At 74.1% G+C, this 25032-nt stretch carries 26 protein-coding genes and 1 riboswitch; of the genes, 2 read left to right on the top strand and 24 right to left on the bottom strand.

Features of this window, described 5'->3' with window-relative positions:
- Positions 1–18: 18 nt before the first annotated feature.
- The 24 genes from M2302_RS06735 to rpe form a co-directional block, all read right to left on the bottom strand.
- Positions 19–1221, bottom strand: coding sequence for an argininosuccinate synthase (locus tag M2302_RS06735; protein ID WP_088962688.1), 1203 nt, complete (start codon positions 1219–1221; stop codon positions 19–21).
- Entirely contained in the window at positions 1218–1733 is a 516-nt protein-coding gene (locus M2302_RS06740) for an arginine repressor (protein WP_280837074.1), read from the bottom strand. Before M2302_RS06740 ends, M2302_RS06735 begins: the two co-directional genes overlap by 4 nt.
- Entirely contained in the window at positions 1730–2656 is a 927-nt protein-coding gene (gene argF / locus M2302_RS06745) for an ornithine carbamoyltransferase (RefSeq protein WP_280837075.1), read from the bottom strand. The genes M2302_RS06740 and argF overlap by 4 nt, the downstream gene beginning before the upstream one ends.
- On the bottom strand, positions 2653–3882 hold the full coding sequence (locus M2302_RS06750; protein WP_280837076.1) for an acetylornithine transaminase: 1230 nt from the start codon (positions 3880–3882) through the stop codon (positions 2653–2655). The genes argF and M2302_RS06750 overlap by 4 nt, the downstream gene beginning before the upstream one ends.
- The gene (argB, locus tag M2302_RS06755; protein WP_280837077.1) at positions 3879–4820 is read right to left on the bottom strand and encodes an acetylglutamate kinase; all 942 of its coding nucleotides are present in this window, start codon (positions 4818–4820) and stop codon (positions 3879–3881) included. Before argB ends, M2302_RS06750 begins: the two co-directional genes overlap by 4 nt.
- Positions 4817–5989, bottom strand: coding sequence for a bifunctional glutamate N-acetyltransferase/amino-acid acetyltransferase ArgJ (gene argJ / locus M2302_RS06760; protein ID WP_280837078.1), 1173 nt, complete (start codon positions 5987–5989; stop codon positions 4817–4819). The genes argB and argJ overlap by 4 nt, the downstream gene beginning before the upstream one ends.
- Complete coding sequence (argC, locus tag M2302_RS06765) at positions 5986–6987, bottom strand: N-acetyl-gamma-glutamyl-phosphate reductase (protein ID WP_280837079.1); 1002 nt, start codon at positions 6985–6987, stop codon at positions 5986–5988. The genes argJ and argC overlap by 4 nt, the downstream gene beginning before the upstream one ends.
- Before the next feature lie 384 nt (positions 6988–7371).
- Positions 7372–9918 (bottom strand): phenylalanine--tRNA ligase subunit beta, encoded by a 2547-nt coding sequence (gene pheT / locus M2302_RS06770; protein WP_280837080.1) that lies wholly within the window; start codon positions 9916–9918, stop codon positions 7372–7374.
- Positions 9919–9958: 40 nt separating this feature from the next.
- On the bottom strand, positions 9959–11038 hold the full coding sequence (pheS, locus tag M2302_RS06775; protein WP_280837081.1) for a phenylalanine--tRNA ligase subunit alpha: 1080 nt from the start codon (positions 11036–11038) through the stop codon (positions 9959–9961).
- Positions 11039–11253: 215 nt separating this feature from the next.
- On the bottom strand, positions 11254–12093 hold the full coding sequence (locus M2302_RS06780; RefSeq protein ID WP_280837082.1) for an RNA methyltransferase: 840 nt from the start codon (positions 12091–12093) through the stop codon (positions 11254–11256).
- 29 nt (positions 12094–12122) lie between these two features.
- The gene (gene rplT / locus M2302_RS06785) at positions 12123–12515 is read right to left on the bottom strand and encodes a 50S ribosomal protein L20 (protein WP_030335718.1); all 393 of its coding nucleotides are present in this window, start codon (positions 12513–12515) and stop codon (positions 12123–12125) included.
- A 32-nt stretch (positions 12516–12547) separates the two neighbouring features.
- The gene (rpmI, locus tag M2302_RS06790) at positions 12548–12742 is read right to left on the bottom strand and encodes a 50S ribosomal protein L35 (RefSeq protein WP_280837083.1); all 195 of its coding nucleotides are present in this window, start codon (positions 12740–12742) and stop codon (positions 12548–12550) included.
- Positions 12743–12761: 19 nt separating this feature from the next.
- Entirely contained in the window at positions 12762–13406 is a 645-nt protein-coding gene (gene infC / locus M2302_RS06795) for a translation initiation factor IF-3 (protein ID WP_280837084.1), read from the bottom strand.
- Between the two features lie 347 nt (positions 13407–13753).
- Entirely contained in the window at positions 13754–14227 is a 474-nt protein-coding gene (locus M2302_RS06800) for a PH domain-containing protein (RefSeq protein WP_280837085.1), read from the bottom strand.
- 82 nt (positions 14228–14309) lie between these two features.
- The gene (locus M2302_RS06805; protein WP_280837086.1) at positions 14310–15350 is read right to left on the bottom strand and encodes a DMT family transporter; all 1041 of its coding nucleotides are present in this window, start codon (positions 15348–15350) and stop codon (positions 14310–14312) included.
- On the bottom strand, positions 15347–16192 hold the full coding sequence (gene hisG / locus M2302_RS06810; protein WP_088962703.1) for an ATP phosphoribosyltransferase: 846 nt from the start codon (positions 16190–16192) through the stop codon (positions 15347–15349). Before hisG ends, M2302_RS06805 begins: the two co-directional genes overlap by 4 nt.
- 45 nt (positions 16193–16237) lie before the next feature.
- Positions 16238–16501 carry a phosphoribosyl-ATP diphosphatase gene (locus M2302_RS06815; protein WP_013732805.1) on the bottom strand — a complete coding sequence of 88 codons (264 nt, stop codon included), beginning with the start codon at positions 16499–16501 and terminating at the stop codon, positions 16238–16240.
- Positions 16502–16694: 193 nt separating this feature from the next.
- A complete protein-coding gene (gene ribH, locus M2302_RS06820) occupies positions 16695–17195 on the bottom strand; it encodes a 6,7-dimethyl-8-ribityllumazine synthase (RefSeq protein WP_280837087.1) in 501 nt (166 codons plus the stop codon).
- 2 nt (positions 17196–17197) lie between these two features.
- Positions 17198–18463 (bottom strand): bifunctional 3,4-dihydroxy-2-butanone-4-phosphate synthase/GTP cyclohydrolase II, encoded by a 1266-nt coding sequence (locus tag M2302_RS06825; protein ID WP_280837088.1) that lies wholly within the window; start codon positions 18461–18463, stop codon positions 17198–17200.
- Positions 18460–19152, bottom strand: a complete 693-nt coding sequence (gene pnuC / locus M2302_RS06830) for a nicotinamide riboside transporter PnuC (RefSeq protein WP_280837089.1) — start codon at positions 19150–19152, stop codon at positions 18460–18462. The genes M2302_RS06825 and pnuC overlap by 4 nt, the downstream gene beginning before the upstream one ends.
- The gene (locus M2302_RS06835) at positions 19152–19790 is read right to left on the bottom strand and encodes a riboflavin synthase (protein ID WP_154938030.1); all 639 of its coding nucleotides are present in this window, start codon (positions 19788–19790) and stop codon (positions 19152–19154) included. The genes pnuC and M2302_RS06835 overlap by 1 nt, the downstream gene beginning before the upstream one ends.
- A 1-nt stretch (position 19791) precedes the next feature.
- A complete protein-coding gene (gene ribD, locus M2302_RS06840; protein WP_280837090.1) occupies positions 19792–20853 on the bottom strand; it encodes a bifunctional diaminohydroxyphosphoribosylaminopyrimidine deaminase/5-amino-6-(5-phosphoribosylamino)uracil reductase RibD in 1062 nt (353 codons plus the stop codon).
- A gap of 148 nt (positions 20854–21001) precedes the next feature.
- Positions 21002–21176, bottom strand: a riboswitch (FMN riboswitch).
- A gap of 62 nt (positions 21177–21238) precedes the next feature.
- A complete protein-coding gene (locus tag M2302_RS06845) occupies positions 21239–22198 on the bottom strand; it encodes a response regulator (RefSeq protein WP_280837091.1) in 960 nt (319 codons plus the stop codon).
- Position 22199: 1 nt separating this feature from the next.
- Positions 22200–22880: a ribulose-phosphate 3-epimerase gene (rpe, locus tag M2302_RS06850; protein WP_154938036.1), complete on the bottom strand. Its 681-nt coding sequence runs from the start codon at positions 22878–22880 to the stop codon at positions 22200–22202.
- A 258-nt stretch (positions 22881–23138) separates the two neighbouring features.
- On the opposite strand from rpe, the gene M2302_RS06855 reads away from it, so the two are divergent.
- Complete coding sequence (locus M2302_RS06855; protein WP_154938038.1) at positions 23139–24026, top strand: septum formation family protein; 888 nt, start codon at positions 23139–23141, stop codon at positions 24024–24026.
- Positions 24027–24105: 79 nt separating this feature from the next.
- Positions 24106–24996 (top strand): septum formation family protein, encoded by an 891-nt coding sequence (locus M2302_RS06860; protein WP_280837092.1) that lies wholly within the window; start codon positions 24106–24108, stop codon positions 24994–24996.
- The last annotated feature ends 36 nt before the right edge of the window (positions 24997–25032 follow it).

Below are 25032 nucleotides of genomic sequence, written 5' to 3' on the forward strand. Positions count from 1 at the left end.
CGCTCGCACCCACGGTTCCTAGCCGCCCAGCCGGGCGTCGCGTGCGGCGGCCATCTTGCTCGGCAGGCCCCACAGCTGCACGAAACCCTTCGCCAGGGACTGGTCGAAGGTGTCGCCGGTGTCGTAGGTGGCCATGCCGAAGTCGTAGAGGCTGGCCTCGGAGCGCCGGCCGGTGACGGTGGCCCGGCCGCCGTGCAGGGTGAGCCGCACCTCGCCGGAGACGTGCCGCTGGGCGTCGTCGATGAAGGCGTCCAGGCTGTCCTTGAGCGGCGAGAACCAGAGGCCGTCGTAGACCAGCTCGCCCCAGCGCTGGTCGACGCCGCGCTTGAACCGGGCCAGGTCGCGCTCGACGGTGACCGCCTCCAGCTCCTGGTGGGCGGTGATCAGCGCGATCGCGCCGGGGGCCTCGTACACCTCGCGGCTCTTGATGCCGACGAGGCGGTCCTCGACCATGTCGAGCCGGCCGACGCCCTGGGCGCCGGCGCGCCGGTTCAGCTCCAGGATCGCCTGGTACGGGGTGACGGTCTCGCCGTCGATGGCGACCGGGTTGCCGGCGTCGAAGGTGATCACGACCTCGTCGGCGTCGCGCGGCTCGGCCGGGTCGGCGGTGTAGGAGTACAGGTCCTCGATGGGACCGTTCCAGATGTCCTCCAGGAAGCCGGTCTCCACCGCGCGGCCCCAGAGGTTCTGGTCGATGGAGTACGGCGACTTGGCCGACACGTCGATCGGCAGGCCCTTCTCCTCGGCGAAGGCGATGGCCTTGTCCCGGGTCCAGGCGAAGTCCCGGGCCGGGGCGATGATCTTCAGGTCGGGGGCGAGGGCGCTCAGCCCGACCTCGAAGCGGACCTGGTCGTTGCCCTTGCCGGTGCAGCCGTGCGAGACGATCGTGCCGCCGTGCTTGCGGGCCGCGGCCACCAGGTGCTTGACGATCAGCGGCCGGGACAGCGCGGAGACCAGCGGGTAACGGTCCATGTAGAGGGCGTTGGCGCGCATCGCCGGCAGGCAGTAGTCGGCGGCGAACTCGTCGCGCGCGTCGACCACCTCGGACTCGACGGCGCCGCAGTCCAGCGCGCGCTGCCGGATGGCGTCGAGGTCCTCGCCGCCCTGTCCGACGTCGACGGCCACCGCGACGATCTCGGCGCCGGTCTGCTCGGCGAGGTACGGAATGGCCACGGAGGTGTCGAGACCTCCGGAGTAGGCAAGGACGACCCGCTCGGTCATGGTGTGGTGCTCCCTTCAACATTTTCTTCCCGGCGGGCCCACCCGGCGAGCTTGTCGCCGAGCGCGGCCCCGCCGACGGCCTCGCGGGCCACGACGAGGATGGTGTCGTCGCCGGCGATGGTGCCGACGATCTCGGGCAGGCCCGCTCGGTCCAACGCGCTGGCCAGGTAGTGGGCTGCGCCCGGCGGGGTGCGCAGTACGGCGATGTTGCCGCTGGCGTCGACCCCGTTGAGCAGCTCGCGCAGCAGCCGGACCAGCCGGGCCGGGGCGGCCTCGGCGTCGCGCAGCGGCCAGTGGCCATCCTCGGGGATCACGTACACGGCCCGCCCGTCACCGCCGCGGGCGGTGACCGCGCCGAGTTCCTTCAGGTCCCGCGACAGGGTGGCCTGGGTGACCTGGATCCCGTCGCTGGCGAGCAGGTCGGCCAGTTCGGTCTGCGACCGGACGGCCTTGTCGCGGATCAGCTCGACGATGCGGCCGTGCCGGGCGGCGCGGGTCAGCGGGGCGGTCATGTGGAGGCCTCCAGGAGATACGTCAGCAGCGCCTTCTGGGCGTGCAGGCGATTCTCCGCCTGGTCGAAGACCGCGCTGCGCGGTCCGTCCAGCACCTCGTCGGTGATCTCCTCGCCCCGGTGCGCGGGCAGGCAGTGCAGCACGATCACGTTGGCCGCGGCGTGGGCCAGCAACGCGTCGTTGACCTGGTACGGCAGGAACGGGGTGATCCGGTCCAGCCCGTCGTCCTCCTGGCCCATCGAGGTCCAGGTGTCGGTGGCGACCACGTCGGCCCCGCGGACCGCCTCGACCGGATCGACGAGCGCCCGGACCGATCCGCCGGTGCCGAGGGCGATCTTCTCGGCGCGGGCCACCAGGTCGGGGTCGGGCTGGAAACCGTCCGGGCCGGCGACCCGCACGTGCATCCCGGCGGTCGCCCCGGCGAGCAGGTAGGAGTGCGACAGGTTGTTGGCGGCATCCCCGACGTACGCCAGGGTCCGCCCCCGGGTGCCGCCGCAGTGCTCGCGGACGGTGAGCAGGTCGGCCAGCAGCTGGCAGGGGTGGTAGCCGTCGGTGAGGGCGTTGACCACCGGCACGGTGGCGTGCGAGGCGACCTCGGCGATCCGGTCGTCGCCGTGGGTACGCAGCACGATCGCGGCGACGTAGCGGGAGAGCACCCGCCCGGCGTCGGCGAGGGACTCGCCCCGCCCGAAGTGGGTGACCTGGGTGTCCACGACCAGGGGGTGACCGCCCAGCTCGGCGATGCCGGCGTCGAAGGAGATCCGGGTGCGCAGGCTCTGCTTGTCGAAGAGCACCGCCACCGACCGTGGCCCGGCCAGCGGCGTGTACGCGTACCGGTCGGCCTTCATCCGGGCGGCCAGGTCGAGCACGGTGGACTGCTCGGCGGGGGTCAGGTCGTCGTCGCGCAGGAAGTGCCGGATCATGCGTTGACCTCCGTGGCGCTGGTCGTGGTGGGGGCGGCGGCGGCCGGCGCGAGATCGGCGGGCGCCGCCGCGTCGAGGGCGGCGGGGAGGACGGCCAGGAAGGCGTCGACCTGGTCGGCGGTGAGGATCAGCGGCGGGGCGAGCCGGACCACGCCCGGCTGCACCGGGTTGACCAGGAAGCCAGCCTCGCGCAGCGCGGCGGTGACCGGGCCGGCGGCCGGGGCGGTGAGCACGATCCCGAGCAGCAGGCCGGCGCCCCGGACCTCGGCGACCAGCGGGTGACCGAGCGCCTCGACGCCCCGACGCAGCCGTTCGCCGGTCCGCTTGACGTGGTCGAGCAGCCCCTCGCTGGCGATGGTGGCGACCACCGCCAGGGCGGCCGCGCAGCTGACCGGGTTGCCGCCGAAGGTGGTGCCGTGCGAGCCGGGTGCGAGCAGCTCCCCGGCCCGGCCGAAGGCGAGGCAGGCCCCGATGGGCAGCCCGCCGCCCAGCCCCTTGGCCAGGGTCACCACGTCCGGCTCGATCCCGTCGGCCTGGTGGGCGAACCAGTGCCCGGTGCGGCCGATCCCGGTCTGCACCTCGTCCAGGACGAGCAGGGCGCCGTGCCGGGCGGTGATCCGCCGCGCGTCGGCCAGGTAGCCGGCGGGCGGCACGACGACGCCGTTCTCACCCTGGATCGGCTCCAGGATCACCATGGCGGTCGCGTCGCTGACGGCCGCGTCGAGGGCGGCGGTGTCGCCGTACGCCACGTGGGTGACGTCGCCGGGCAGCGGGCGGAACGGGTCGGCCTTGGCGGGCTGGCCGGTGAGCGCGAGCGCCCCCATGGTCCGGCCGTGGAAGCCGCCCCGGGCCGCCACCACGTGGCTGCGGCCGGTGAGCCGGGAGAGCTTGAACGCCGCCTCGTTGGCCTCCGCGCCGGAGTTGGCGAAGAACACCCGGCCCGGCCGGCCGGCGAGGGCCAGCAGCAGCTCCGCCAGGGCCACCGGCGGCTCGGCGACGAACAGGTTGGAGACGTGGCCCAGGGTGGCGACCTGCCGGGAGACGGCGGCCACCACGGCCGGGTGGGCGTGGCCGAGGGCGTTGACCGCGATGCCGCCGAGCAGGTCGACGTACTCCCGGCCGGCCTCGTCGACCACGACGGCGCCGGAGCCGGAGACCAGCGCCAGCGGCGGCGTGCCGTAGTTGTCCATCAGGGCCTGGCCCCAGCGTTGGACCAGCGTGCTCATGCGGGAACCGTGCCTTCCTCGTTCGCGACTGCGGGGCTCGCAAGCTCACTCCTCGCGCTCACCACCATCGTGCCGAATCCTTCCGAGGTGAAGACCTCCAGCAGCGTGGAGTGGGCGACCCGGCCGTCGACGACGTGCGCGGCGGGCACGCCCCCGCGCACCGCCCGCAGGCAGGCCTCCATCTTCGGGACCATCCCCGACTCCAGGGACGGCAGCAGCTTCGCCAGCTCGTCGTCGGTGATCTCGCTGACCAGGCTGGTGGTGTCCGGCCAGTCGGCGTAGAGGCCGGCCACGTCGGTGAGCACGACCAGCTTGCGGGCGTCGAGGGCGACGGCGAGCGCGGCGGCGGCGGTGTCGGCGTTGAGGTTGTGCAGCACGCCGTCGGCGTCCGGCGCGACGGTCGAGATGACCGGGATCCGGCCGGCCGCGATCAGGTCGGTCACCGCCGAGACGTCGACCGACTCCACGTCGCCGACCTGCCCGACGTCCACCGGCTGCCCGTCGACGTACGCGGACCGGCGGACGGCGGTGAACAGCCCGGCGTCCTCGCCGGAGAGGCCGACGGCGAACGGGCCGTGCGCGTTGATCAGCCCGACCAGTTCCCGGCCGACCTGCCCGACCAGCACCATCCGGACGACGTCCATCGCCTCGGGGGTGGTGACCCGCAGGCCGCCCCGGAACTCGCTGGCGATGCCGAGCCGCCCGAGCATGGCGGAGATCTGCGGGCCGCCGCCGTGCACGACGACCGGCTTGAGGCCGGCGTACCGGAGGAAGACCATGTCGGCGGCGAAGGCGCGCTGGAGCGCGGGTTCGACCATGGCGTTGCCGCCGTACTTGACCACGACGGTGGCGCCGGAGAAGCGGGCCAGCCAGGGCAGGGCCTCGATCAGCGTCTCGGCCTTGACCTGGGCCCGGGTGAGGTCGGCGGTGAGGCTCACGTCGAGTACGCCGAGTTCTCGTGCACGTACGCGTGCGACAGGTCGTTGGTCCAGATCGTCGCGGCCGAGGACCCGGCGTGCAGGTCGATCCGGATGGTGACGTCCCGGCCGGACAGGTCGACCTTGGCGCGGTCCTCGGCGGCGGCGCCGGAGCGGCACACCCAGATCCCGTTGACCGCGACGTCGACGCCGTCCGGTTCGAAGGCGGCGGCGGTGGTGCCCACGGCGGCGAGGATCCGCCCCCAGTTCGGGTCGTTGCCGAACAGCGCGGTCTTGACCAGGTTGTTCCGGGCCACCGACCGGCCCACCTCGACCGCGTCGGCCTCGGTGGCGGCGCCGACCACCTCGATCGCGATCTGCTTGGTCGCGCCCTCGGCGTCGGCGATGAGCTGCTGGGCCAGGTCGTGGCAGGCGGCGGTGACCGCGGCGGTCAGCTCGGCGTCGGTGGGCTCGACGCCGGAGGCGCCGCTGGAGAGCAGCAGCACGGTGTCGTTGGTCGACATGCAGCCGTCGGAGTCGATCCGGTCGAAGGTGACCCGGGTGGCGGCCCGCAGCGCGGCGTCGAGCGCCTCCGGCCCGGCGACCGCGTCGGTGGTGAGCACGCAGAGCATGGTCGCCATGGCCGGGGCGAGCATCCCCGCGCCCTTGGCCATGCCGCCGACGGTCCAGCCGCTGCCCTGGGCGACGGTGGTCTTGGGGCGGGTGTCGGTGGTCATGATCGCCTCGGCGGCCGCCGTGCCGCCGTCACGGCCGAGCCCCCGGATGGCGCTGCGCACGCCGGGCAGCAGCTTCTGCATCGGCAGCCGCTCGCCGATCAGGCCGGTGGAGCAGACCGCGACCTCGCCGGCGCCGAGCATCAGCCGGGGGCTGACCGAGGTCAGCGCGGCGGCGGTGTGCTCGGCGGTGGCGTGGGTGTCCTGGAAGCCGGCCGGGCCGGTGCAGGCGTTGGCGCCACCGGAGTTGAGCACCACGGCGCGGACCACGCCGCCCCGGACGACCTGCTGGGTCCAGAGCACCGGCGCGGCCTTGACCCGGTTGGCGGTGAAGACGCCGGCGATCCCGGCGTCGGGGCCGTCGTTGACGACGAGGGCGAGGTCGGCGGCGCCGCTGGTCTTGAGCCCGGCGGCGATCCCGGCCGCCCGGAATCCCCGTGGGGTGGTGACTGTCATGGCGCGACTCCGAAGACGGGAAGGCCGGTGGTCTCCGGCAGGCCGAGCATGAGGTTGGCGCACTGCACGGCCTGGCCGGCGGCGCCCTTGCCGAGGTTGTCGATCGCGCTGACCACGATCACCCGGCCGGAGTCGACGTCGACGCCTGCCTGGAGGTGGCAGGAGTTCGAGCCGGCCGTGGCGGCGGTGTGCGGCCAGGCGCCCTCGGGCAGGACGTGCACGAACGGCGCGTCCGCGTACGCCCGGGCCAGCACGTCGCGCGGGTCGGCGTCGCCGGTCGGCACCGCGGTGACGGTGGCGAGGATGCCGCGCGGCATGGGCGCGAGCACCGGGGTGAAGGAGAGGCTGGTCGCCCCGGTGGCCTGCTTGATCTCCGGCACGTGCTGGTGGGCGCCGACCTTGTAGGGCGACAGGTCGCCCATCACCTCGCTGCCGAGCAGGTGGGCCTTGGCGGCCCGGCCGGCGCCGGAGGTGCCGGAGGCGGCGACCACCACCACGTCGGCGGGGAAGACCGCGCCGGCGGCGATCAGCGGGGCCAGGGCGAGGGTGGTGGCCACGGCGTAGCAGCCGGTGCTGGCCACCCGGGTCGCGGCGGCGATCGCCGCCCGCTGGCCGGGCAGCTCGGGCAGGCCGTAGGTCCAGGCGCCGGCGTGCGGGCCGCCGTAGTAGCGGGCCCAGGCGTCGGCGTCGTGCAGCCGGTGGTCGGCGCCGAGATCGACCACCTTGACCGTCGCCGGCAGGGCGGCGGCGAGGGCCGCCGACTCGCCGTGCGGCAGGGCCAGGAAGACCAGGTCCGCGTCGGCCAGGGCCGCCGGGTCGGTCGCCGTGAGCGTCAGGTCGAGGCCGACGAGCTGCGGGTGTACGGCGCTGACGGGCTGACCGGCCTGGGAATGGGCGGTGGCGGCGGCGAGGTCGAGCTCGGGGTGCCCGGCGACCAGGCGCAGCAGCTCACCCCCGGCGTATCCGCTCGCCCCGGCGACCGCGACTCGGATGCCCATACTCACCTCCGCATGACTATGCAGAGAAGCCTAACGGTCCGAACCCCTCACTGCAAGTTCATACGTCCCACTGCATGGACATGTGAGCGTGACTCCGGTGACCGGGTAGCAATAGGCCCGGCCCGGGTCGCGGGACGCGAACCGGGCCGGGCGGGGCGGGGCGGGGCGGGGCGGGACGAGAATATCGACGACTAGGATGATCGACTGGCGGAAGTGTGGGCCGAGCGTTCGGCCCCGGGGGGCACACGCGGAGGGCACCCGGGCCGGGCCTTTCAGATCCTCGGTCCGGTGCGGGCACAGCGAAACGGTCGGGCGCGCGACTGCCCGCCGGGCGGCCGACGCGAGCGCGCCGGCCGCCACCAGCCATCCGAGGAGCGGCGCCGGTCAGGCGCCGCGCAGCGTGGCGCCGAACCGCTGCGCCGCGAGGGCGACGGCCGCGTCGCGGGCGGCCACCGCCTCCTCCACGGTCAGCGTCCGGTCCGGGGCCCGGAAGGTGAGCTTGTACGCCAGCGACCGGCGTCCCGCGCCGAGCTGCTCCGAGGCGTACACGTCGAAGAGCCGGACGCTCTCCAGCAGCTCGCCGGCGCCCTCGACCAGCGCCCGCTCCACCTGGGCCGCGGGCACCGACTCGTCCAGCACCAGCGCCACGTCGATCAGCGCCGGCGGGAAGCCGGACACGGTCGGCGCGGGCGCGACCGGCGGGGCCGGCAACGCGTCCAGGTCCAGCTCCATGGCGCTGGTGCGGCGGGGCAGCTCCAGTGCCGCCACCACGGCCGGGTGCAGCTCGCCGGCGTGACCGACGATCGCCCCGTCGACCAGCAGCTCCGCGCAGCGTCCCGGGTGCCAGGGCGCGTACTCGACGGCCCGCACCTCGATCCGGTCCGCGGGGATGTCGGCGGCGGCGAGCACCACCCGGCCGGCCTCGACCGCGTCCGCCCAGCCGGCCGCCCGACCCGGACCCCACCAGCCGGCCGGGTCGACGTCGCCGGCCAGCACGACCGCGACGTGCCGCGGCTGGAGCGGCACCACCGCGTCGGCGGCGGCGAACTCGGCCTCGGTGGGCCGCCGGTCCACGCCCATCGCCGGCGGGGTGCCGGCGCCGGGGCGCGGGTGGAAGACCGTCCCGATCTCGTAGATGGACAGGTCCCGCTGGCCCCGGCCCAGGTTGCGCTTGAGGATGCCGAGCAGCGGGCCGAGCAGCGTGGTCCGCAGCACCGGCTCCTCCTCGGAGAGCGGGTTGGCCAGCCGGACCGCCGCCCGGCGCGGGTCGTCGGCGAGCAGGCCGAGCTGGTCGGCGAGCTCCGGCGCGGTGAACGGGTGGGCCAGCACCTCGACGTGGCCGCGCTCGGCCAGCGCGCGGGCCACCGCCCGGCGGCGGCGCTGCTGCCAGGTGAGGCCACGCCCGGCGGGCGCGGTGGGCAGCACGGACGGCACCCGGTCGTACCCGTCGAGGCGGACCACTTCCTCGACCAGGTCGGCCGGGTCGGTGAGGTCGGGTCGCCAGGTCGGCGGGGTCACGGTGAGCACGTCGCCGGCGCCGGCCGCCACGCCGACCTCGCCCGGGTCCTCGGCCAGCCGGTCGGCGCCCCGGACGACGGTGCAGCCGACCTGCTCCAGCAGGGCGACCACCCGCTCCGGGGTGTACGCCACCCCGACCCGCCGGGACGGCAGGTCGGCCGGGAGGATGACCGGCCGCACCGGCCGGACGTGGTCGAGGTCCAGGATCTGCTCGCCGACGGTGCCACCGGCGTGCTCGGTGAGCAGCCGCACCGCCCGCTCCAGGGCGACCAGCGGCAGGGCCGGGTCGACGCCCCGCTCCCAGCGCTTCGCCGCCTCGCTGAACAGCCGGTGCCGGCGGGCGGTGCGCCCGACCATCACCGGGTCCCAGTGGGCGGCCTCGAAGAGCACGTCGGTGGTGCCGCCGATGACCTCGCTGGTCTCGCCGCCCATCACCGCGGCGAGCGAGATCGGCCCGGTGTCGTCGCAGATGACCATGTCCTCGGCGGTCAGGGTGCGGGCCACCCCGTCCAGGGTGGTCAGCTTCTCCCCCGCCTCGGCGCGGCGGACCACCAGCGGGCCGCTGATCCGCTCGGCGTCGAAGGCGTGCATCGGCTGGCCGAGTTCGAGCATCACGTAGTTGGTGATGTCGACCGGCAGCGAGATGCTGCGTACGCCGGCCACGGTGAGCCGGCGCGACATCCAGCCGGGCGTCTCGGCGGTGGGGTCGATGCCCCGCACCATCCGCGCGGCGAACCGGTCGCAGCCGACCGTGTCGCGAACCTCGACCGGGTACGCCGGCTCGGCGGTGCCGCCGGGCGCGGGCGTCAGACCCGGGTCGCGGAACGGTACGCCGAGGGCGTGCCCCAGCTCGCGGGCCAGGCCGCGCACGCTCAGCGCGTACCCCCGGTCGGGGGTGATGTCCAGCTCGACCACGACGTCGTCGAGGCCCACGACGGGGCGCGCGTCGTCGCCCGGCTTGGCCGGGGTGTCCGGCGGCAGCACGATGATGCCGGAGTGGTCGTCACCCAGGCCCAGCTCCTTCGCGGAGCAGATCATGCCGGCGGAGTTGCGCCCGTAGGTCTTGCGGGCGCCGATGACGAAGTCGCCCGGCAGCACCCCACCGGGGAGGATCACCACCACCCGGTCGCCCTGGGCGAAGTTGCGCGCCCCGCAGACGATCTCCTGCGGCTCGCCGGTGCCGTTGGCGGCGCCGACGTCGACCCGGCAGAACCGGATCGGCTTCTTGAAGCCGGTCAGCTCCTCGATCTCCAGGACCTCGCCGACCACCAGCGGACCGGTGACGGTCTCCCGCAGGTCCACCACGGAGTCGACCTCGATGCCGAGGTCGACCAGGGCCTGCTCCAGGTCGCCGGTGGGCAGGTCGGCGGGGAGGTCGACGTACTCCCGCAGCCAACTGACAGAAACTCGCATGACTTCAGACCACCGTTCCCGTGACTCGTACCCGCATCGCCTACGCCCCGACCCCGAACGCGCGGGTGAACCGCACGTCGCCCTCGGCCATGTCCCGCATGTCGCTGACCCCGTGCCGGAACATCACGGTGCGGTCGATGCCCATGCCGAACGCGAATCCGGAGTAGACCTCCGGGTCGATGCCGCAGGCGCGCAGCACCCGCGGGTTGACCATGCCGCAGCCGCCCCACTCCACCCAGCGCGGCCCGTCCCGGTGCTCCGGGAACCAGACGTCGAACTCGGCCGACGGCTCGGTGAATGGGAAGTAGTGCGGCCGGAAGCGGGTCTTCGCGCCCTCGCCGAACATCGCCCGGGCGAAGTGGTCGAGCGTGCCGCGCAGGTGCGCCATGGTGATGCCCTTGTCCACCACCAGGCCCTCGACCTGGTGGAAGACCGGCGCGTGGGTGGCGTCCAGCTCGTCGGTGCGGTAGACCCGGCCGGGCACGATCACGTAGATCGGCGGCTTGCGGGTGAGCATGGTGCGCGCCTGCACCGGCGAGGTGTGGGTGCGCAGCACCAGACCGGAGCCCTCGGCACCGGCCGGCGGTGCGATGTGGAAGGTGTCCATCAGCCCGCGGGCCGGGTGGTCGGCGGGGATGTTCAGCGCGTCGAAGTTGGTCCACTCCAGCTCGACCTCGGGACCCTCGGCCACCTCGTAGCCCATCCCGACGAACAGGTCGCTGATCTGCTCCATCAGGGTGCTCAACGGGTGGCGGGCGCCCCGGGGGTGCCGGTCGTACGGCATGGTCACGTCGACCCGCTCCTCGACCAGCACCCGGGCGGCCTGCTCGCGCTCCAGGACCTCCTGGCGGGCGGCGTAGGCGCTCTCGATCGCCCGGCGGGCCTCGTTGACCCGCTTGCCCGCGTCGGACTTCGCGGCCGGCGGCAGCGCGCCGATCTCCCGGCGCGCCAGCGAGACCGGGGCCCGGTCCCCGAGGTGCGCGGGGCGCAGCGCGGTCAGCGCGTCCGGGTCGGCGGCGGTGGCGAACGCCTTCTCGGCGGCGGCGACGGCCTCGGCCAGGGCGGCCGGGTCCAGCAGGGCGACCTGCTTCGGGTCGTACGGATCGTTGCGGTAGCTCATGGCGTACGGGCACTCCCTCACGGCGGCGCCAGCCCTCACGGGCGGCTAGGCGAGTCTACGGACGCGCGGCTGTGCCGCAGCCCGCCGGTGGGAGTTACGCGGGAGGAAGGGGTCAGGCCCGCCGCCCGCCGACACCGGCGGGCTGGCTAAACGAACGCCGTGACGCGTTCACCATGCGGACGACTCCCCTGTGCTCAGTAGCGCGCGTGACGAGGTCAGCGCAGTGCTCTGGCTGAAGCGTACAGGCAGACGGCGGCGGCCGCAGCCAGGTTCAGGCTCTCGGCGCGGCCGTGCAGCGGCACCCGGACCCGGGCGTCGGCGGCGGCGGTCAGCTCCTCGGGCAGCCCGTGCGCCTCGGAGCCGAAGATCCAGGCGGTGGGGGCGGCGAGCCGCCCGTAGTCGATGAGGTCGTCGAGGTCGCTGTCGCCGTACCCGGTGGTGGCGAGCACGGTGAGCCCGGCGGCCCGCAGCGCGGCGACCACGTCGAGGGGGTCGGCGGCGCGGACCACGTCGACGTGGAAGAGGCTGCCGGCGGAGGCCCGCACGCACTTGCCGTTGTACGGGTCGACGGCGTCGCCGGCGAAGATCACCGCGCCCGCGCCGGCCGCGTCCGCGGTGCGCAGCACGGTGCCGGCGTTGCCCGGGTCGCGGATCTCGGCGAGCACCGCGACCAGGCGCGGGCCGGCGCCCAGCGCCCGCTCCAGCGGCACGTCGAGGTGCCGGCAGACGGCGACCAGGCCCTGCGGGGCGACGGTCTCGGCGAGCGCCGCCAGGGCCTCGTCGGTCACCTCGGAGACTGCTACGTCGGCCCGGGCGGCGGCCGCCGCGAGGTCGGCGTACCGGTCGAGGGCGGCCGGCGTACCGAACAGCTCGGTGACCGTTCCGGCGCGCGCGAGGGCCTCGCGGACCGCCTGCGGGCCTTCGGCCAGGAACCGGCCGGTGGCCTCGCGGTCCCGGCGGCGGTGCAGCCGGCGGGCGGCGGCGACCCTGGGGGTACGCGGGGTGAACGGGCCGGAGACAGCGTCGAGGCGCCTCCCGCGCGATGGTGACTGCATGGGAGACGCCTCGATCTGCTGCGGGTGGATCAGGCGGCCTGGGCCGCGGCGCCACCGGTGCCCTCGGCCGCCACGGCGGCGCGGGCCAGCTCGACGATCGCGGCGAACGCCGCGGCGTCGTTGACGGCCAGGTCGGCCAGGATCTTGCGGTCGACCTCGATGCCGGCCAGGCGCAGGCCCTGGATCAGCCGGTTGTAGGTCATGCCGTTGGCCCGGGCACCAGCGTTGATGCGCTGGATCCAGAGCTGCCGGAAGTCGCCCTTGCGGTCACGACGGTCCCGGTAGGCGTACTGCATCGAGTGCAGCACCTGCTCCTTGGCCTTGCGGTACAGCCGGGAGCGCTGACCGCGGTAACCACTCGCGGTCTCCAGCAGGGTACGACGCTTCTTCTGGGCGTTCACAGCCCGCTTGACGCGTGCCATCTCAACTCCTCTTTCGGTTCAGGTGGCGCGCGTCAGCGGCCGAGCAGCTTCTTGATTCGCTTGACGTCGGCCTTGGCCAGCTCGACCGTGCCGGTCAGCCGCCGGGTCTGGCGGGAGGGCTTCTTCTCCAGGTTGTGGCGAAGGCCGGCCTGCTGGGCAACGATCTTGCCCTTGCCGGTCACCTTGACCCGCTTGCCCATACCCGTGTGGCTCTTCATCTTCGGCATGTGGAACGTCTCTCCCCTGTTACTCGCCGGTGTTGTCGGCGACTGCGCCGGTCTCGCCGGCTGCTGCGGTCTCGCCGGTCGCCGCGGCCTCACCGGCTTCCGGGGCGGACTCCTCCGCCCGATCCCGGGGCCCGCCACGGGACGCCGTGGCGGCGACCGCGGAGGCCTTGACGGCCCGGTGCGGAGCGAGAACCATGATCATGTTTCGGCCGTCCTGCTTCGGAGCGGCCTCGACGTAGCCCAGGTCCGTGATCTCGGATTCGAGCCGGCGCAGGAGCCGGTAACCCAGCTCCGGGCGGCTCTGCTCGCGACCGCGGAACATGATCGTCACCTTGACCTTGTCGCCCGCCTTGAGGAACCGCACCACGTGACCCTTCTTGGTCTCGTAGTCGTGCGGGTCGATCTTCGGCCGGAGCTTCATCTCCTTGATGACGGTCTGCTGCTGGTTACGCCGCGCTTCGCGCGCCTTCAGTGCGCTCTCGTACTTGAACTTGCCGAAGTCCATGAGCTTGCACACCGGCGGGCGCGCCATCGGCGCAACCTCGACCAGGTCCAGGTCGACGTCCGCGGCCAGCTGCAGGGCGCGCTCCAGCGGGACGATGCCCACCTGCTCACCCTCAGGGCCGACCAGTCGGACCTCACGTGCCCGGATCTGCTCGTTCACGCGTGGTTCGACGCTGATGGGGCCTCCTCGAGTCGAGTGTCCTGCGTGTGGCGACCCCGTGGGCCCCCGGGTGGGGGCCGCCGGAAAGCAGAAGGCCCTGGCGCATGCCAGGGCCCGCTCGACCGGTCGGCACGATCACATGATCGCGCATCCGGGACCGGGACGTGCCCGGAACCGGGGACCGGACCCGGCCACCGTCAGGGGCGACTCGGGTGGGAGCAGGCGCTCCGCTTCAAGACCACCCGCACGTCGGAACGGGGGCAGTCTGGTCGACTCGGCAACACTACACCCTCGCCCCAGGCACCCCCAAACCGGGCTCGCAGGTCAGCGCGGGTGTGACCGGGGGCTCAGCGGCTCGGCTGGCCGGCCGCCGACGCGGCCAGATGGGCCTGGTGCAGCCGGCGCAGCGCGCGGACGCCCTCGACCGCGATCTCCTCGTCGGCCGCCTGAAGGGCGACCATCGGGAGCAGGTCGTCGTCGTGCAGCTCCAGGCTGGCCCAGGGGGCGCCCCGGTCGAAACGCACCCTGCGGACGACCTCCCAGGGCAGCTCGTACGAGCCGATCACGTTGCGCACCCGCACGCCCCGGGCGTCCGCCTCGATCCGGGGGCGGGTGAAGAGCAGGATGGCCAGCGCGCCGAAGACGCCCAGGCCGACCATGGCGAGCTGGTCGCCGCGCTGGAAGGTGCCGTAGCCGTCGCCGGTGGAGCCGGTGAGCGAGGTCGCCACCAGGCTGAAGACCACCAGGACGGCGGCGGCCGAGGCCCAGCAGACCACCCGGATGCGACGGGGCTTGAGGCGGATCAGCTCGGTATCGCTCACCCCACCAGTCTGCCACCCGGTGGCGGGCGGTGGTCCGCCGCCACACGGCCGACGCCCACGTCGCCCGACCGCGCAGGCGGTGTCAGCCGGCCGGCGGAGCGGGCCGGTCGGCGTACGCGGAGCCCCGCCGCTGCCGTCCCGCCGGATCCTCCGGGGTCGACCGCACCACCGGCACCGACCAGCCGACGGCGGACGCCGAGGCCGTCCGGGCGGCCGGACGCCGCTGCCGGCCGGCGACCACCGACGCGACCAGCGTGAGCACCGCGCCGGCCAGGACCGGCCAGCGCAGCCCCGGCCCACCGGGCAGCAGCAGGTCCAGCAGCAGTCCCCCGCCGAGCTGGCCGGCGACCAACGCCAGACCGGTCCGCAGCACGCCCAGCGCCCGCACGCCGACCAGCAGGCTGGCCACGATGCCGACCCCGAGCAGTCCGCCGGTGTACAGGTACCAGGCGGGTGGCCAGTCGGGCCGGGCCACGGTGAACGCGCCGGCGAGCGCCGCGACGGCCAGCACGGCCGGCGTGCTGACGGCGAAGTTCATCGCGGTGCTGGCCGCGGCGGTGCCCGCCGCGGCCACCCGGCCGTTGAGCGCGGACTGCACGGCGACCGCCAGCCCGCCCACCACGGCGAGCAGGACCAGGCCGACGGCCAGTTCGCCCAGGGGCTGGCCGAGCTGGGCGAGCCCCACCGCCGCCGTGCCGAGCAGGGCGCCGGCCACCCGGGGTGGGGTGAGCGCGAGCCGGCCGACCGGGGCGAGCCCGGCCCGGTCCACCGCCAGGCCGCCGAGACTGCCCCCGGCGACCTGGGCGATGGTGAAGACGGCCACCCCGAGCACCGGCACGACGTACGTGCCGATCACGATGATCGCCGCCCCGCCGAGCCCGCCCAGGTAGCACCACCAGGGCAACCGGGACCGGCGCAGCACGGCGAGCCCGGTCCGCATCGACGGCAGCACCAGCAATCCGACCAGGACCAGCAGCGTGCCACCGGCGTTGTTGACCACCGCCCCGAGCACGGGACTGCCCACCCGGTCGCCCAGCTCGGCATTCGCCGCCCCCTGCGCGGCCGACGCCACGCCGCCGAGCACCACCAGGGCCAGCGCGGCGGTCGGCGGCAGCGGCCTCACAGCCGGCAGGCGTGGATGTTGGTGACCAGGATGGCGCGGGCGCCAAGGTCGTACAGCTCGTCCATGATCCGGTGCACGTCGTCGCGGAGCACCATCGCCTGCACGGCGACCCAGCCCTCCCGGTGCAGCGGCGACACGGTCGGCGACTCGATGCCCGGGGTCAGCGAGCTGGCCCGGTCCAGCAGGCCGGCCGGCACGTCGTAGGCGAGCATGACGTAGCGGCGGGCGACCAGCACCCCGTGCAGGCGGCGCAGCAACTGCTCGGCCTGCGGGTGGGTCGGGGCGCCGGTGCGGCGGACCAGCACCGCCGAGGAGCGCAGCAGCGGGTCACCGAAGACCACCAGGCCGGCCTGGCGCAGGGTGGCCCCGGTCTCCACCACGTCGGCGACCACGTCGGCGACGCCGAGCCGGATGGCGTTCTCCACCGCCCCGTCCAGCCGGATCACGTCGGCCTTGACCCCCAGCTCGCCGAGGTACCGATCGACCAGCCCCGGGTACGCGGTGGCGATCCGGTGCCCGCCCAACTCCTGCACGGAGTGGACGTCCTCCGGGCGGGCGGCGAAGCGGAAGGTGGCCCGGGCGAAGGCCAGGTCCATCACCTCCTCGGCCGGCGCGCCGGAGTCGATCAGCAGGTCGCGGCCGGTGATCCCGACGTCGAGGTCACCGGAGCCGACGTAGGTGGCGATGTCCTTGGGACGCAGGTAGAAGAACTCGATGTCGTTGGGCTCGTCCCGACTGACGAGGTCCTTGGGGTCGGTGCGCTGGCGGTAGCCCGCCTCGCGCAGCATCTCGGCGGCCTTCTCGGCCAGGGCGCCCTTGTTCGGTACGGCGACACGCAGCATGACGGAGTGCTCCTTCGATCAGTTGTGATCAACGACGGGGCGCACTCAGAGATGTCGGTAGACGTCCTTGAGCTCGAGACCGCTGGCGAGCATCAGCACCTGGACCTGGTAGAGCAGTTGGGAGATCTCCTCGGCGGTCCGCTCCGGCCCCTCGTGCTCGGCGGCCATCCACGACTCGGCCGCCTCCTCGACGACCTTCTTGCCGATGAAGTGCACGCCCTTCTCCAGGGCGGCGACCGTGCCCGAGCCCGGGGTGCCGGCCGCGGCCTTGGCCTGCAGCTCGGCGAACAACTCCTCGAACGTCTTCACGGGATCCGATTCTTCCAGTCATCGGGCGACACCTCGCGCACCGGGTCCGGCCGCGTCAAGTTCCGGGCAGATCCACTCCGAAACGCCGAGGTGGCGGTGTCCGAGGCATCCGGACACCGCCACCTCGGCGAAACGGAGTCGATCACGCCCGGGAGCGGGCGACGCGCGGACCAGGCCGAGGCCCGGGCGGGGGTCAGCGGCCGAAGCCGACCCGGTGGCCGTTGGCCGCTGCCACGTCCCGGATGGCCAGCGCGGCGTCGAGGGCCGCCACGGTGGCCGCCCACCCCTTGTCCTCCGCCGAGCCGGGCAGCCCGGCCCGGTCGCGGGCCTGCTCGATCGTCTCCACGGTGAGCACCCCGTGCGCCACCGGCTTCCCCTCGTCCAGGGCGACGCGGGTCAGGCCGTCGGTCACCGACCGGCAGACGTAGTCGAAGTGCGCGGTGGCACCCCGGACCACCACGCCGAGGGCGACCACCACGTCGCAGCGCCGGGCCAGGGCCTGGGCCACCACCGACAGCTCCACCGAGCCGGCCACCCGGGCGACCATCGACCGGGCGCCGCACGCCTCGGCCGCCGCCACCGCCCGGTCGAGCATGTGGTCGGTCAGGTCGGCGTGCCAGCGCGCGGCCACCACGCCCACGGTCAGCCCGGTGGCGTCCACCGTGGTCACCCCGGGCTCGCCGAATCCCGCCATGTCTACGCTCCGATCTCGTCGCCGGGGACCGGGCGGCCCATCGGGGCCTCGGTCACCTCGTCCAGTTCGTCCAGCAGGTGCCCCATCCGGTCCCGCTTGGTCCGCAGGTACCGCACGTTCTCCGGGTGCGGCCGGATCGGCAGCCCCTCGCGGCCGGTGATGGTCAGGCCGTACCCCTCCAGCCCGGCCCGCTTTGCCGGGTTGTTGGTCAGCAGCCGCATCGAGCGCACACCCAGGTCGTAGAGGATCTGCGCGCCGGTGCCGTAGTCGCGGGCGTCGGCGGGCAGCCCCAGGTCGAGGTTGGCGTCCACGGTGTCCCGGCCCAGGTCCTGGAGCTGGTACGCCTGGAGCTTGTGCAGCAGCCCGATGCCGCGCCCCTCGTGCCCGCGCACGTAGAGCACCACGCCCCGCCCCTCCCGGGCGACCCGGGCCAGGGACGCCTGGAGCTGCGGGCCGCAGTCGCAGCGCAGCGAGCCGAAGACGTCCCCGGTCAGGCACTCCGAGTGCACCCGCACCAGCACGTCCTGCCCGTCACCGATCTCCCCGTAGACCAGGGCGACGTGCTCGGCCGGGTCGTGCTCGGCGCGGTAGCCCAGCGCCCGGAACACCCCGTACGGGGTCGGCATCCGGGCGTCGGCGACCTGCTCCACCTGCTTCTCGTGCCGCCGCCGGTACGCCACGAGGTCGGCGATGGTCACCAGGGTCAGGGCATGCTCGGCGCAGAACTTCTCCAGGTCGGGCACCCGCATCATGGTGCCGTCCTCGTTGACCAGCTCGCAGAGCACGCCGGCGGGACGCAGCCCGGCCAGCCGGGTCAGGTCGACGGCCGCCTCGGTGTGCCCGGGGCGGCGCAGCACCCCGCCCTCGCGGGCGCGCAGCGGCACCACGTGCCCGGGGCGGGACAGGTCGGTCGGGTCGGTGCCCGGGTCGGCCAGCAGCCGGATGGTGTGCGACCGGTCGGCGGCCGAGATGCCGGTGCCGATCCCCTCCCGGGCGTCCACGGTCACCGTGTAGGCGGTGCCGCGCCGGTCCTGGTTGGTGTGGTGCATCGGCGGCAGGTCCAGCCGGTCGCACTCCGACTCGGTCAGCGACACGCAGATGTAGCCGGACGTCCAGCGGACCATGAACGCGACCAGCTCCGGCGTGGCCAGTTCGGCGGCGAAGATCAGGTCGCCCTCGTTCTCCCGGGACTCGTCGTCGACCACGACGACCGGCCGGCCGGCGGCGATGTCCGCCACCGCCTGCTCGATGCTGGCGAAGGTGCTCATGCGACGGCCTCCGAGTAGGTGGACGGGATCGGCGGGGCGGCCGACCGGGCGGCCCGCGAGGTCCGCCACCAGGCGGCGAGACCCCAGACGCAGAACGCGCCGTAGAACAGGTACATGGCCGCCGACGGGTAGAAGCCGCCGCGCAGCAGCAGCGGCACGCCGACGGCGTCGACGGCGATCCAGATCAGCCAGAACTCGACCCAGCCGCGGGCCATGCCGTACGTGGCGAGCAGGCTGCCGGTCAGGATCCAGGCGTCCGGCAGCGGGCCCCAGGAGCCGAGGGCGGCGAGCACCGGGTACCCGGCGGCGGTGCCGACGGCGGCGGCCAGCAGCAGGCCGAGCCGCTCCCGGCCGGTGGCCCAGCGCGGGCTGACCGCCGGGTGGTCGTCGCCCTGCCGGCGGTTGCGCGACCAGCGCCACCAGCCGTAGACGCTCACCGAGAAGAAGAAGACCTGCCGGCCGGCCTGGCCGTAGAGGTCGTGCGCCTGCGGGGTGGCGAAGACACCGCCGAGGAAGACGGTGAACAGCAGCGCGTTGCCGATCATGCCGACCGGCCAGGCCCAGAGCAGTCGGCGCAGCCCGAGCAGCGCGGAGGCCAGCCCGAAGACGTTGCCGACGATCTCGCGGACCAGCACCGGCGAGCCGGCGATCTCGAGCTGGGCCTCGAGCAGCCAGCCGAGCGGGCCCATCAGCGCCCACCCCCCGCGGGCGCGCCGGGCAGGCCGCCGCCGGCGAGGCGGTCGCCGAGCAGGCGCTCGACGTACTTGGCCAGCACGTCGACCTCCAGGTTGACCGGGTCGCCGACGCCCTTGCCGCCGAGCGTGGTCAGCTTCAGGGTGGTGGGGATCAGCCCGACGGCGAACCAGTCGTCGCCGACCGCGGCCACGGTCAGCGAGACGCCGTCGATGGTGATCGAGCCCTTCTCCACCACGTACCGGGCGAGGTCGGCGGGGAGCCGGAAGCGGACCGTCTCCCACTGCGCGGCGGGCTCCCGGGCGACGATCTCGCCCACCCCGTCGACGTGGCCCTGCACGATGTGCCCGCCGAGCCGGCTGTTCAGCGCGGCGGCCCGCTCCAGGTTGACCGGGTCGCCCACCCGCAGCGCGCCGAGCGCGGAGCGGCGCAGCGTCTCCCCCATCACGTCGGCGGTGAAGACGCCCTCCTCGACGTCGACGACCGTGAGACAGACGCCGTTGACCGCGATGGAGTCGCCGTGCCGGGCGTCGGAGGTGACCAGCGGGCCGCGGACGGCGACCAGCGCGGAGTCACCCCCGGTGTCCGTGACGCGGACGACCTCGCCCAGCTCCTCGACGATGCCGGTGAACATGTCAGGCCTCCCTCTTTCGGGGCAGCGCGGTGATCCGCAGGTCGGGACCGATCTGCGTAACGTCGGTGATCTCCAGGTCGATGGCATCGGCGATGGTCGTCACGCCGGCGTCGACCAGCGCGGTCCGGCCCGCGCCGAGCAGCTTCGGCGCGACGTACCCGACGACCTTGTCGACCAGGCCGGCGGCGAGGAACGCGCCGGCCAGCCGGGGGCCGCCCTCCAGCAGCGCGGCCCGCACGCCGCGGTGGTGCAGCTCGGCCAGCAGCGCCGGCAGGTCGACCCGGCCGTCCGGGCCGGCCCCGACCTCCGCTGCGGTGGCGATCCACGTCCGGGCGGCGCCGTCGCGGACCCGGGCCCCGGCCGGGGTACGCCCGGAGCTGTCCACCACCACCCGCAGCGGCTGCCGGATGGCCAGGGTGCCGTCGCGCAGGTTGCGGGCGGTGAGCCGGGGGTCGTCGGCGAGCACGGTGCCCACCCCGGCGAGCACCGCGTCGACCGTGCCGCGCAGCGCGTGCACGTCGATGCGGGCCGCCTCGGCGGTGATCCACATGCTGGTGCCGTCGGCCGCCGCCGACCGGCCGTCGAGCGTGGCGGCGAACTTCCAGATGACGTACGGCCAGCCGCGGCGCATCGAGGTCAGCCAGGCGACGTTGCCGGCCTCGGCCTCCTGCGCGCGTACCCCGAACTCGACCTGGATACCGGCGGCCCGCAGGGTGGCGGCGCCGCCGGTGGCGACCGGGTTGGGGTCGGGCACGGCGATCACCACCCGGGCCACGCCGGCCTGGACCAGCGCGAGGCTGCAGGGGCCGGTGCGGCCGATGTGGTCGCACGGTTCGAGGGTGACCACCGCGGTGCCGCCGCGGGCGCGCTCACCGGCCTGGGCGAGCGCGACGATCTCGGCGTGCGGTCCGCCCGCGTACGCGTGGAATCCCTCCCCGACGACCGTGCCGTCCGGATCGAGCAGGACGCAGCCGACGACCGGGTTGGGGCTGGTGGTGCCGAGGCCACGGGCCGCCAGCGTGACGGCGCGACGCATCGCGTCGTCGACGGAAACGCCGGCCATGCCTCTGCCCTCTCACTCGCCGGGCCGCGCGCGGGCGGTACGGGAGGAGCCGCGGGCAGGCGGCGGCGGATCCGGGAACGGCACGGCCGCCCCCGGGGAGCCCACGCGATGGCTGGATGCAGCGACCCACGCAGGCCCGCCCCGTCCCGCGCGCTGTCTCCCATCCGGACTTTCTGGGTGCGGAACGTTCCCCGCTCCCAACCGTCGGCCCCGGATTCTCACCAGGTCCACCGGGCGGCCTGAGCCGTCCGGGTCGCGGGCTTACCACGGTCGTACCGTGGATCACCGCCGGTTCGGAATTTCACCGAGCCCCGCCAGCGCGTGGTGGGTACATGGGAAGTCTTACACGTTCCACCGGCCGGTACGCCACTGCACGCGGGCTACCTCACACCCCGTCGGCGCGCCGCCGGTCCACCGCCACGTACGAACCGGGCTGGCTTTTGGCGACGGTTTTCATCTCCGAGGCGACCGCGATCGCGGAGAGCGGGTCGGTGAAGCGCTTCCGGGCGTCGGAGAGGGAGACCCCGATGGAGAGGGTGACCAGGTGCGCCTTGCGCACGTTGCCCCGGCGGTCCTTCAGCTCGACGTAGCCGCGCTCGGCGTCGGCCGGGTCGTAGAGCTTGTCGGCGGCCTTCTCGAAGTCCTCCACCGCGCGGAAGGTCAACGGCCGGACCTGTTCCGGGGTGCAGACGACGACGAAGTCGTCGCCGCCGACGTGGCCGAGGAAGGCCGGCGGCAGCCCGATCGAGACCACCGCCCGGTGCAGGCTGCGGGCCAGCGCGGAGATGAACTCGTCGCCGCGGACGAAGCCGTACCGGTCGTTGACGCTCTTGAACCGGTCGATGTCGATGTAGCCGACGGCGTAGTCGACGCCGCTGCGGACCCGGTCGCTGATCTCCCGGCGGATCCGGCTGTTGCCGGGCAGCCCGGTCAACGGGGAGACCTCCCGGAACTCCTTGTTGCGGCGCAGCGTGGAGCTGACCCGGGCCACCAGCTCGGCGGTGTCGAAGGGCTTGACCAGGTAGTCGTCGGCGCCGGCGCTGAGGCCGTGCACCTTGTCCACGGTCATCCCCTTGGCGGTCAACATGATCACCGGCAGGGCGGAGGTCATCGGGTCGGCGCGCAGCCGGCGGGTCAGCTCCAACCCGTCGATCCGGGGCATCATCAGGTCCACCACGGCCAGGTCGGGCCGGTGCCGCTCGATCATCTCGAGCGCCTCCTGGCCGTCGCCGGCGTGGAGCACCTCGAAGCCGTGCAGCCGCAGGTTGAACTCGACGAAGCGGGCGATGTCCTCGTCGTCGTCGACGACCAGGATGACGTCGGGTCGGTCGCCGGCCGGGTCCACGTCAGGCTCCGGGAACCGCGCGCTCCGCGAGCCCCCGCAGGCGACGCACCGCCTCGGCCGGGTCGGCCGCCCCGTAGACGGCGGTGCCGGCGACGAAGGCGTCCGCGCCGGCCGCCGCGGCCTGCTCGATGGTGTCGGCGGCGATCCCACCGTCGACCTCGATGCGCAGCTCCAGGTGGCCGGTGTCGACGTGCCGGCGGGCCGCGCGGACCTTCTCCAGCAGCTGCGGGATGAACCGCTGCCCGCCGAAGCCGGCCTTGATCGTCATGATCAGCAGGGTGTCGAAACTGGGCAGCAGCTCCAGGTACGGCTCGATCGGAGTGTCCCGGTCGATGGCCAGCCCGGCCTTGGCGCCGGCCGAGCGGAGGTCCTTGGCCAGCGCGACCGGGTCGTCGCAGGCCTCGGCGTGGAAGGTGACGTTGTACGCGCCGGCGTCGGCGTAACCAGGGGCCCACCGACGTGGATCCTCGATCATGAGGTGCACGTCGAACGGGATCCGGGTCACCGCGCGCAGGCTCTGCACCACGGGCAGGCCGATGGTCAGGTTGGGCACGAAGTGGTTGTCCATCACGTCGACGTGCAGCCAGTCCGCGGCGTTCTCCACGGCACGGACCTCGTCGGCGAGGCGGGCGAAATCGGCGGCGAGGATGCTGGGCGCGACGATCGGCGGCGGTACGGTCACGGGGTCAGTGTACGAATGCGGCCACCCGCCGCGGGCATCGCGGCCCCACGGGAACGCCCTGTGACCCAGGAGTGACCGCTGGTGCAAGATTGGGCTCCACGGAACGCAAAACCGGACGGACCGCCAGCCGCGACTGGCCGCCCGACGGAAAGGCGGCAACACTCCATCAGAGACGGTCAGCCGTGCTGCACGTCCCGCGGAACCGCAACTCCGCGCGGGCCGCAACGACCGGCCGTCATTTCCCGGAAAGGGCGGACGATGCGACGGTGGCTCGTGGCGCTGGCGCTGGCCGGCGCGGCGACGATGGCGATGAGCGGCTGCGTCCCGCAGCACCGGCCCGACGGCGACCTGGCCGACGACTGGCCGGACCTGCCCGCACCGCGGATGTTCGTGCCCGCCACGGACGCCTGCCTGCCCCGGATCACGGCGGTGGTCCAGGCGGGCACGTACGACACGGTGGACTGCGCCCGCAGCCACCTGGCCGAGGCGATCCACGTCGGGACCTTCACCGGCGACGCGGCGGCCGGGCCGCGCCCCGAGCCGGGCTCCCCGGCGCTGCGCCCCGCCCGCGCCGAGTGCGACCAGCGGGCCCGCGAGGTGCTCGGGGGCGACTGGCACTCGGCCCGGCTCACCATGAACATCGCGCTGCCCTCCGTGCCGGCGTGGAACGGCGGCGCCCGCTGGTTCCGCTGCGACCTGAGCGAGACCGACAGCATCGACAACACCCGCCCGGTCAACCGCACCGGCAGCCTGCGCGGCGCGATGATCGGCGACAACCCGCTCACCCACCGCTGCTTCGACCCCAAGCTGATCGGCGACAACCTCAACTACATGGCGCCGGTGCTCTGCTCCGAGCCGCACCGGGCCGAGTTCGTCGGGGTCTACCTCGAGCGGGACATGACCTGGGCGGAGTTCGGCCGGGCCAACCAGGAGGTGCACCGGCGCTGCATGGCACTGATCGCCAACTTCGCCGCCGTGCCGAACAACTCCGACCTGCCGTACCGGGCCGGGTCGATCTTCTACCCGCCGTCGCAGCGGGAGTGGGAGGAGGGCGACCGTGGCATCCGCTGTTTCCTGTGGAGTGACGACCGGAAGCTGACCCGCTCGATGCGCGGCGCCGGCCCGAAGGGACTCCCCGCCATCTGAGGCCCGGTGCCGTAAGCTGCCGCACCGTGACACCCGCTCGGCGGGCGCCACGGTCACGGTCGGCGAAAGGTCGGGTGCGATGCGGCGGTGGTGGACGGCGGTCGCCGTGGGCGGCGCGGCGTTGCTGGCGCTGACCGGGTGCGGCACCCCCGCCGGGGTGGACGCGGACCTCGCCGACGACTGGCCGGCCCTCGCCGCGCCGCAGGGCTTCGTCCCCGCCGCCGGGGTCTGCCACGCCGGGGTGCAGGACGTGGGCTACCTCAGCGGCTACCACCCGGTCGACTGCGCCCGGTCACACCGGGCCGAGACGATGCACGTGGGCACCGTCACCGGCGCCGACGCCCGGCGCTCCACTCCCCCGGCCGGCGGCACCGGCGCCATGCTCGCCGCCCGCGCCGAGTGTGACCGGGAGGTCCGGCGGGCGGTGGGCGCCGACTGGCGCTCCGGCCGACTCGGCCTCGCCGTCGTCTTCCCCGCACCGGAGGCCTGGACGGGAGGGGCCCGCTGGTTCCGCTGCGACCTGACCGAGGTCGAGAGCGTCGACGAGGCGCGGGCCACCCCCCGCACCGGCAGCCTGAAGGGCGCCCTGACCCGCGACACCGACCTGCGGCTGCGCTGCTTCGAACCGGAGGTCGACGGCGACGACGTCGAGGCGATGAAGCCGGTCTCCTGCACCGCCCGGCACCACGCCGAATTCGTCGGCGTCTGGCCGGCCACCGGCCTCAGCTACGCCCAGGTCACCAAGGGCGACGGGCGGGTCCACAAGGGCTGCCTCGGCGTGCTGGCGAAGTACACCGGGGTGCCGAACGACGGCAACCTGCGGTTCCGCGCCGGCTCGATCTTCTACCACCCGCTGGAGCGGGAGTGGCGCGACGGCAACCGCGGGGTGCAGTGCTTCGTGTGGGTCAGCGACCGCACCCTCACCCGCTCGCTCAAGGGCGTCGGCACCCGGGGCCTGCCGGTCCGCTGAGCCGGCGGCGGGGCGGCCCTGTGCTCCGCCCCGCCG

The sequence above is a fragment of the Micromonospora sp. A200 genome (assembly GCF_029893845.1).
Lineage (GTDB): Bacteria > Actinomycetota > Actinomycetes > Mycobacteriales > Micromonosporaceae > Micromonospora > Micromonospora purpureochromogenes.

What these genes read in the sequence shown, in the direction of transcription:
- M2302_RS06855 (WP_154938038.1), top strand. Translation starts at nt 23,139, where the DNA reads ATGCGACGGTGGCTCGTGGCGCTGGCGCTGGCCGGCGCGGCGACGATG.
- M2302_RS06735 (WP_088962688.1), bottom strand. Translation starts at nt 1,221, where the DNA reads ATGACCGAGCGGGTCGTCCTTGCCTACTCCGGAGGTCTCGACACCTCC.
- ribD (WP_280837090.1), bottom strand. Translation starts at nt 20,853, where the DNA reads ATGGCCGGCGTTTCCGTCGACGACGCGATGCGTCGCGCCGTCACGCTG.
- M2302_RS06750 (WP_280837076.1), bottom strand. Translation starts at nt 3,882, where the DNA reads ATGAGCACGCTGGTCCAACGCTGGGGCCAGGCCCTGATGGACAACTAC.
- pnuC (WP_280837089.1), bottom strand. Translation starts at nt 19,152, where the DNA reads ATGGGCCCGCTCGGCTGGCTGCTCGAGGCCCAGCTCGAGATCGCCGGC.
- pheT (WP_280837080.1), bottom strand. Translation starts at nt 9,918, where the DNA reads ATGCGAGTTTCTGTCAGTTGGCTGCGGGAGTACGTCGACCTCCCCGCC.
- argJ (WP_280837078.1), bottom strand. Translation starts at nt 5,989, where the DNA reads ATGACAGTCACCACCCCACGGGGATTCCGGGCGGCCGGGATCGCCGCC.
- ribH (WP_280837087.1), bottom strand. Translation starts at nt 17,195, where the DNA reads ATGGCGGGATTCGGCGAGCCCGGGGTGACCACGGTGGACGCCACCGGG.
- hisG (WP_088962703.1), bottom strand. Translation starts at nt 16,192, where the DNA reads ATGCTGCGTGTCGCCGTACCGAACAAGGGCGCCCTGGCCGAGAAGGCC.
- argF (WP_280837075.1), bottom strand. Translation starts at nt 2,656, where the DNA reads ATGATCCGGCACTTCCTGCGCGACGACGACCTGACCCCCGCCGAGCAG.
- argC (WP_280837079.1), bottom strand. Translation starts at nt 6,987, where the DNA reads ATGGGCATCCGAGTCGCGGTCGCCGGGGCGAGCGGATACGCCGGGGGT.
- M2302_RS06825 (WP_280837088.1), bottom strand. Translation starts at nt 18,463, where the DNA reads ATGAGCACCTTCGCCAGCATCGAGCAGGCGGTGGCGGACATCGCCGCC.
- M2302_RS06780 (WP_280837082.1), bottom strand. Translation starts at nt 12,093, where the DNA reads ATGCAGTCACCATCGCGCGGGAGGCGCCTCGACGCTGTCTCCGGCCCG.
- M2302_RS06860 (WP_280837092.1), top strand. Translation starts at nt 24,106, where the DNA reads ATGCGGCGGTGGTGGACGGCGGTCGCCGTGGGCGGCGCGGCGTTGCTG.
- M2302_RS06835 (WP_154938030.1), bottom strand. Translation starts at nt 19,790, where the DNA reads ATGTTCACCGGCATCGTCGAGGAGCTGGGCGAGGTCGTCCGCGTCACG.
- pheS (WP_280837081.1), bottom strand. Translation starts at nt 11,038, where the DNA reads ATGAGCTACCGCAACGATCCGTACGACCCGAAGCAGGTCGCCCTGCTG.
- rplT (WP_030335718.1), bottom strand. Translation starts at nt 12,515, where the DNA reads ATGGCACGCGTCAAGCGGGCTGTGAACGCCCAGAAGAAGCGTCGTACC.
- M2302_RS06740 (WP_280837074.1), bottom strand. Translation starts at nt 1,733, where the DNA reads ATGACCGCCCCGCTGACCCGCGCCGCCCGGCACGGCCGCATCGTCGAG.
- rpmI (WP_280837083.1), bottom strand. Translation starts at nt 12,742, where the DNA reads ATGCCGAAGATGAAGAGCCACACGGGTATGGGCAAGCGGGTCAAGGTG.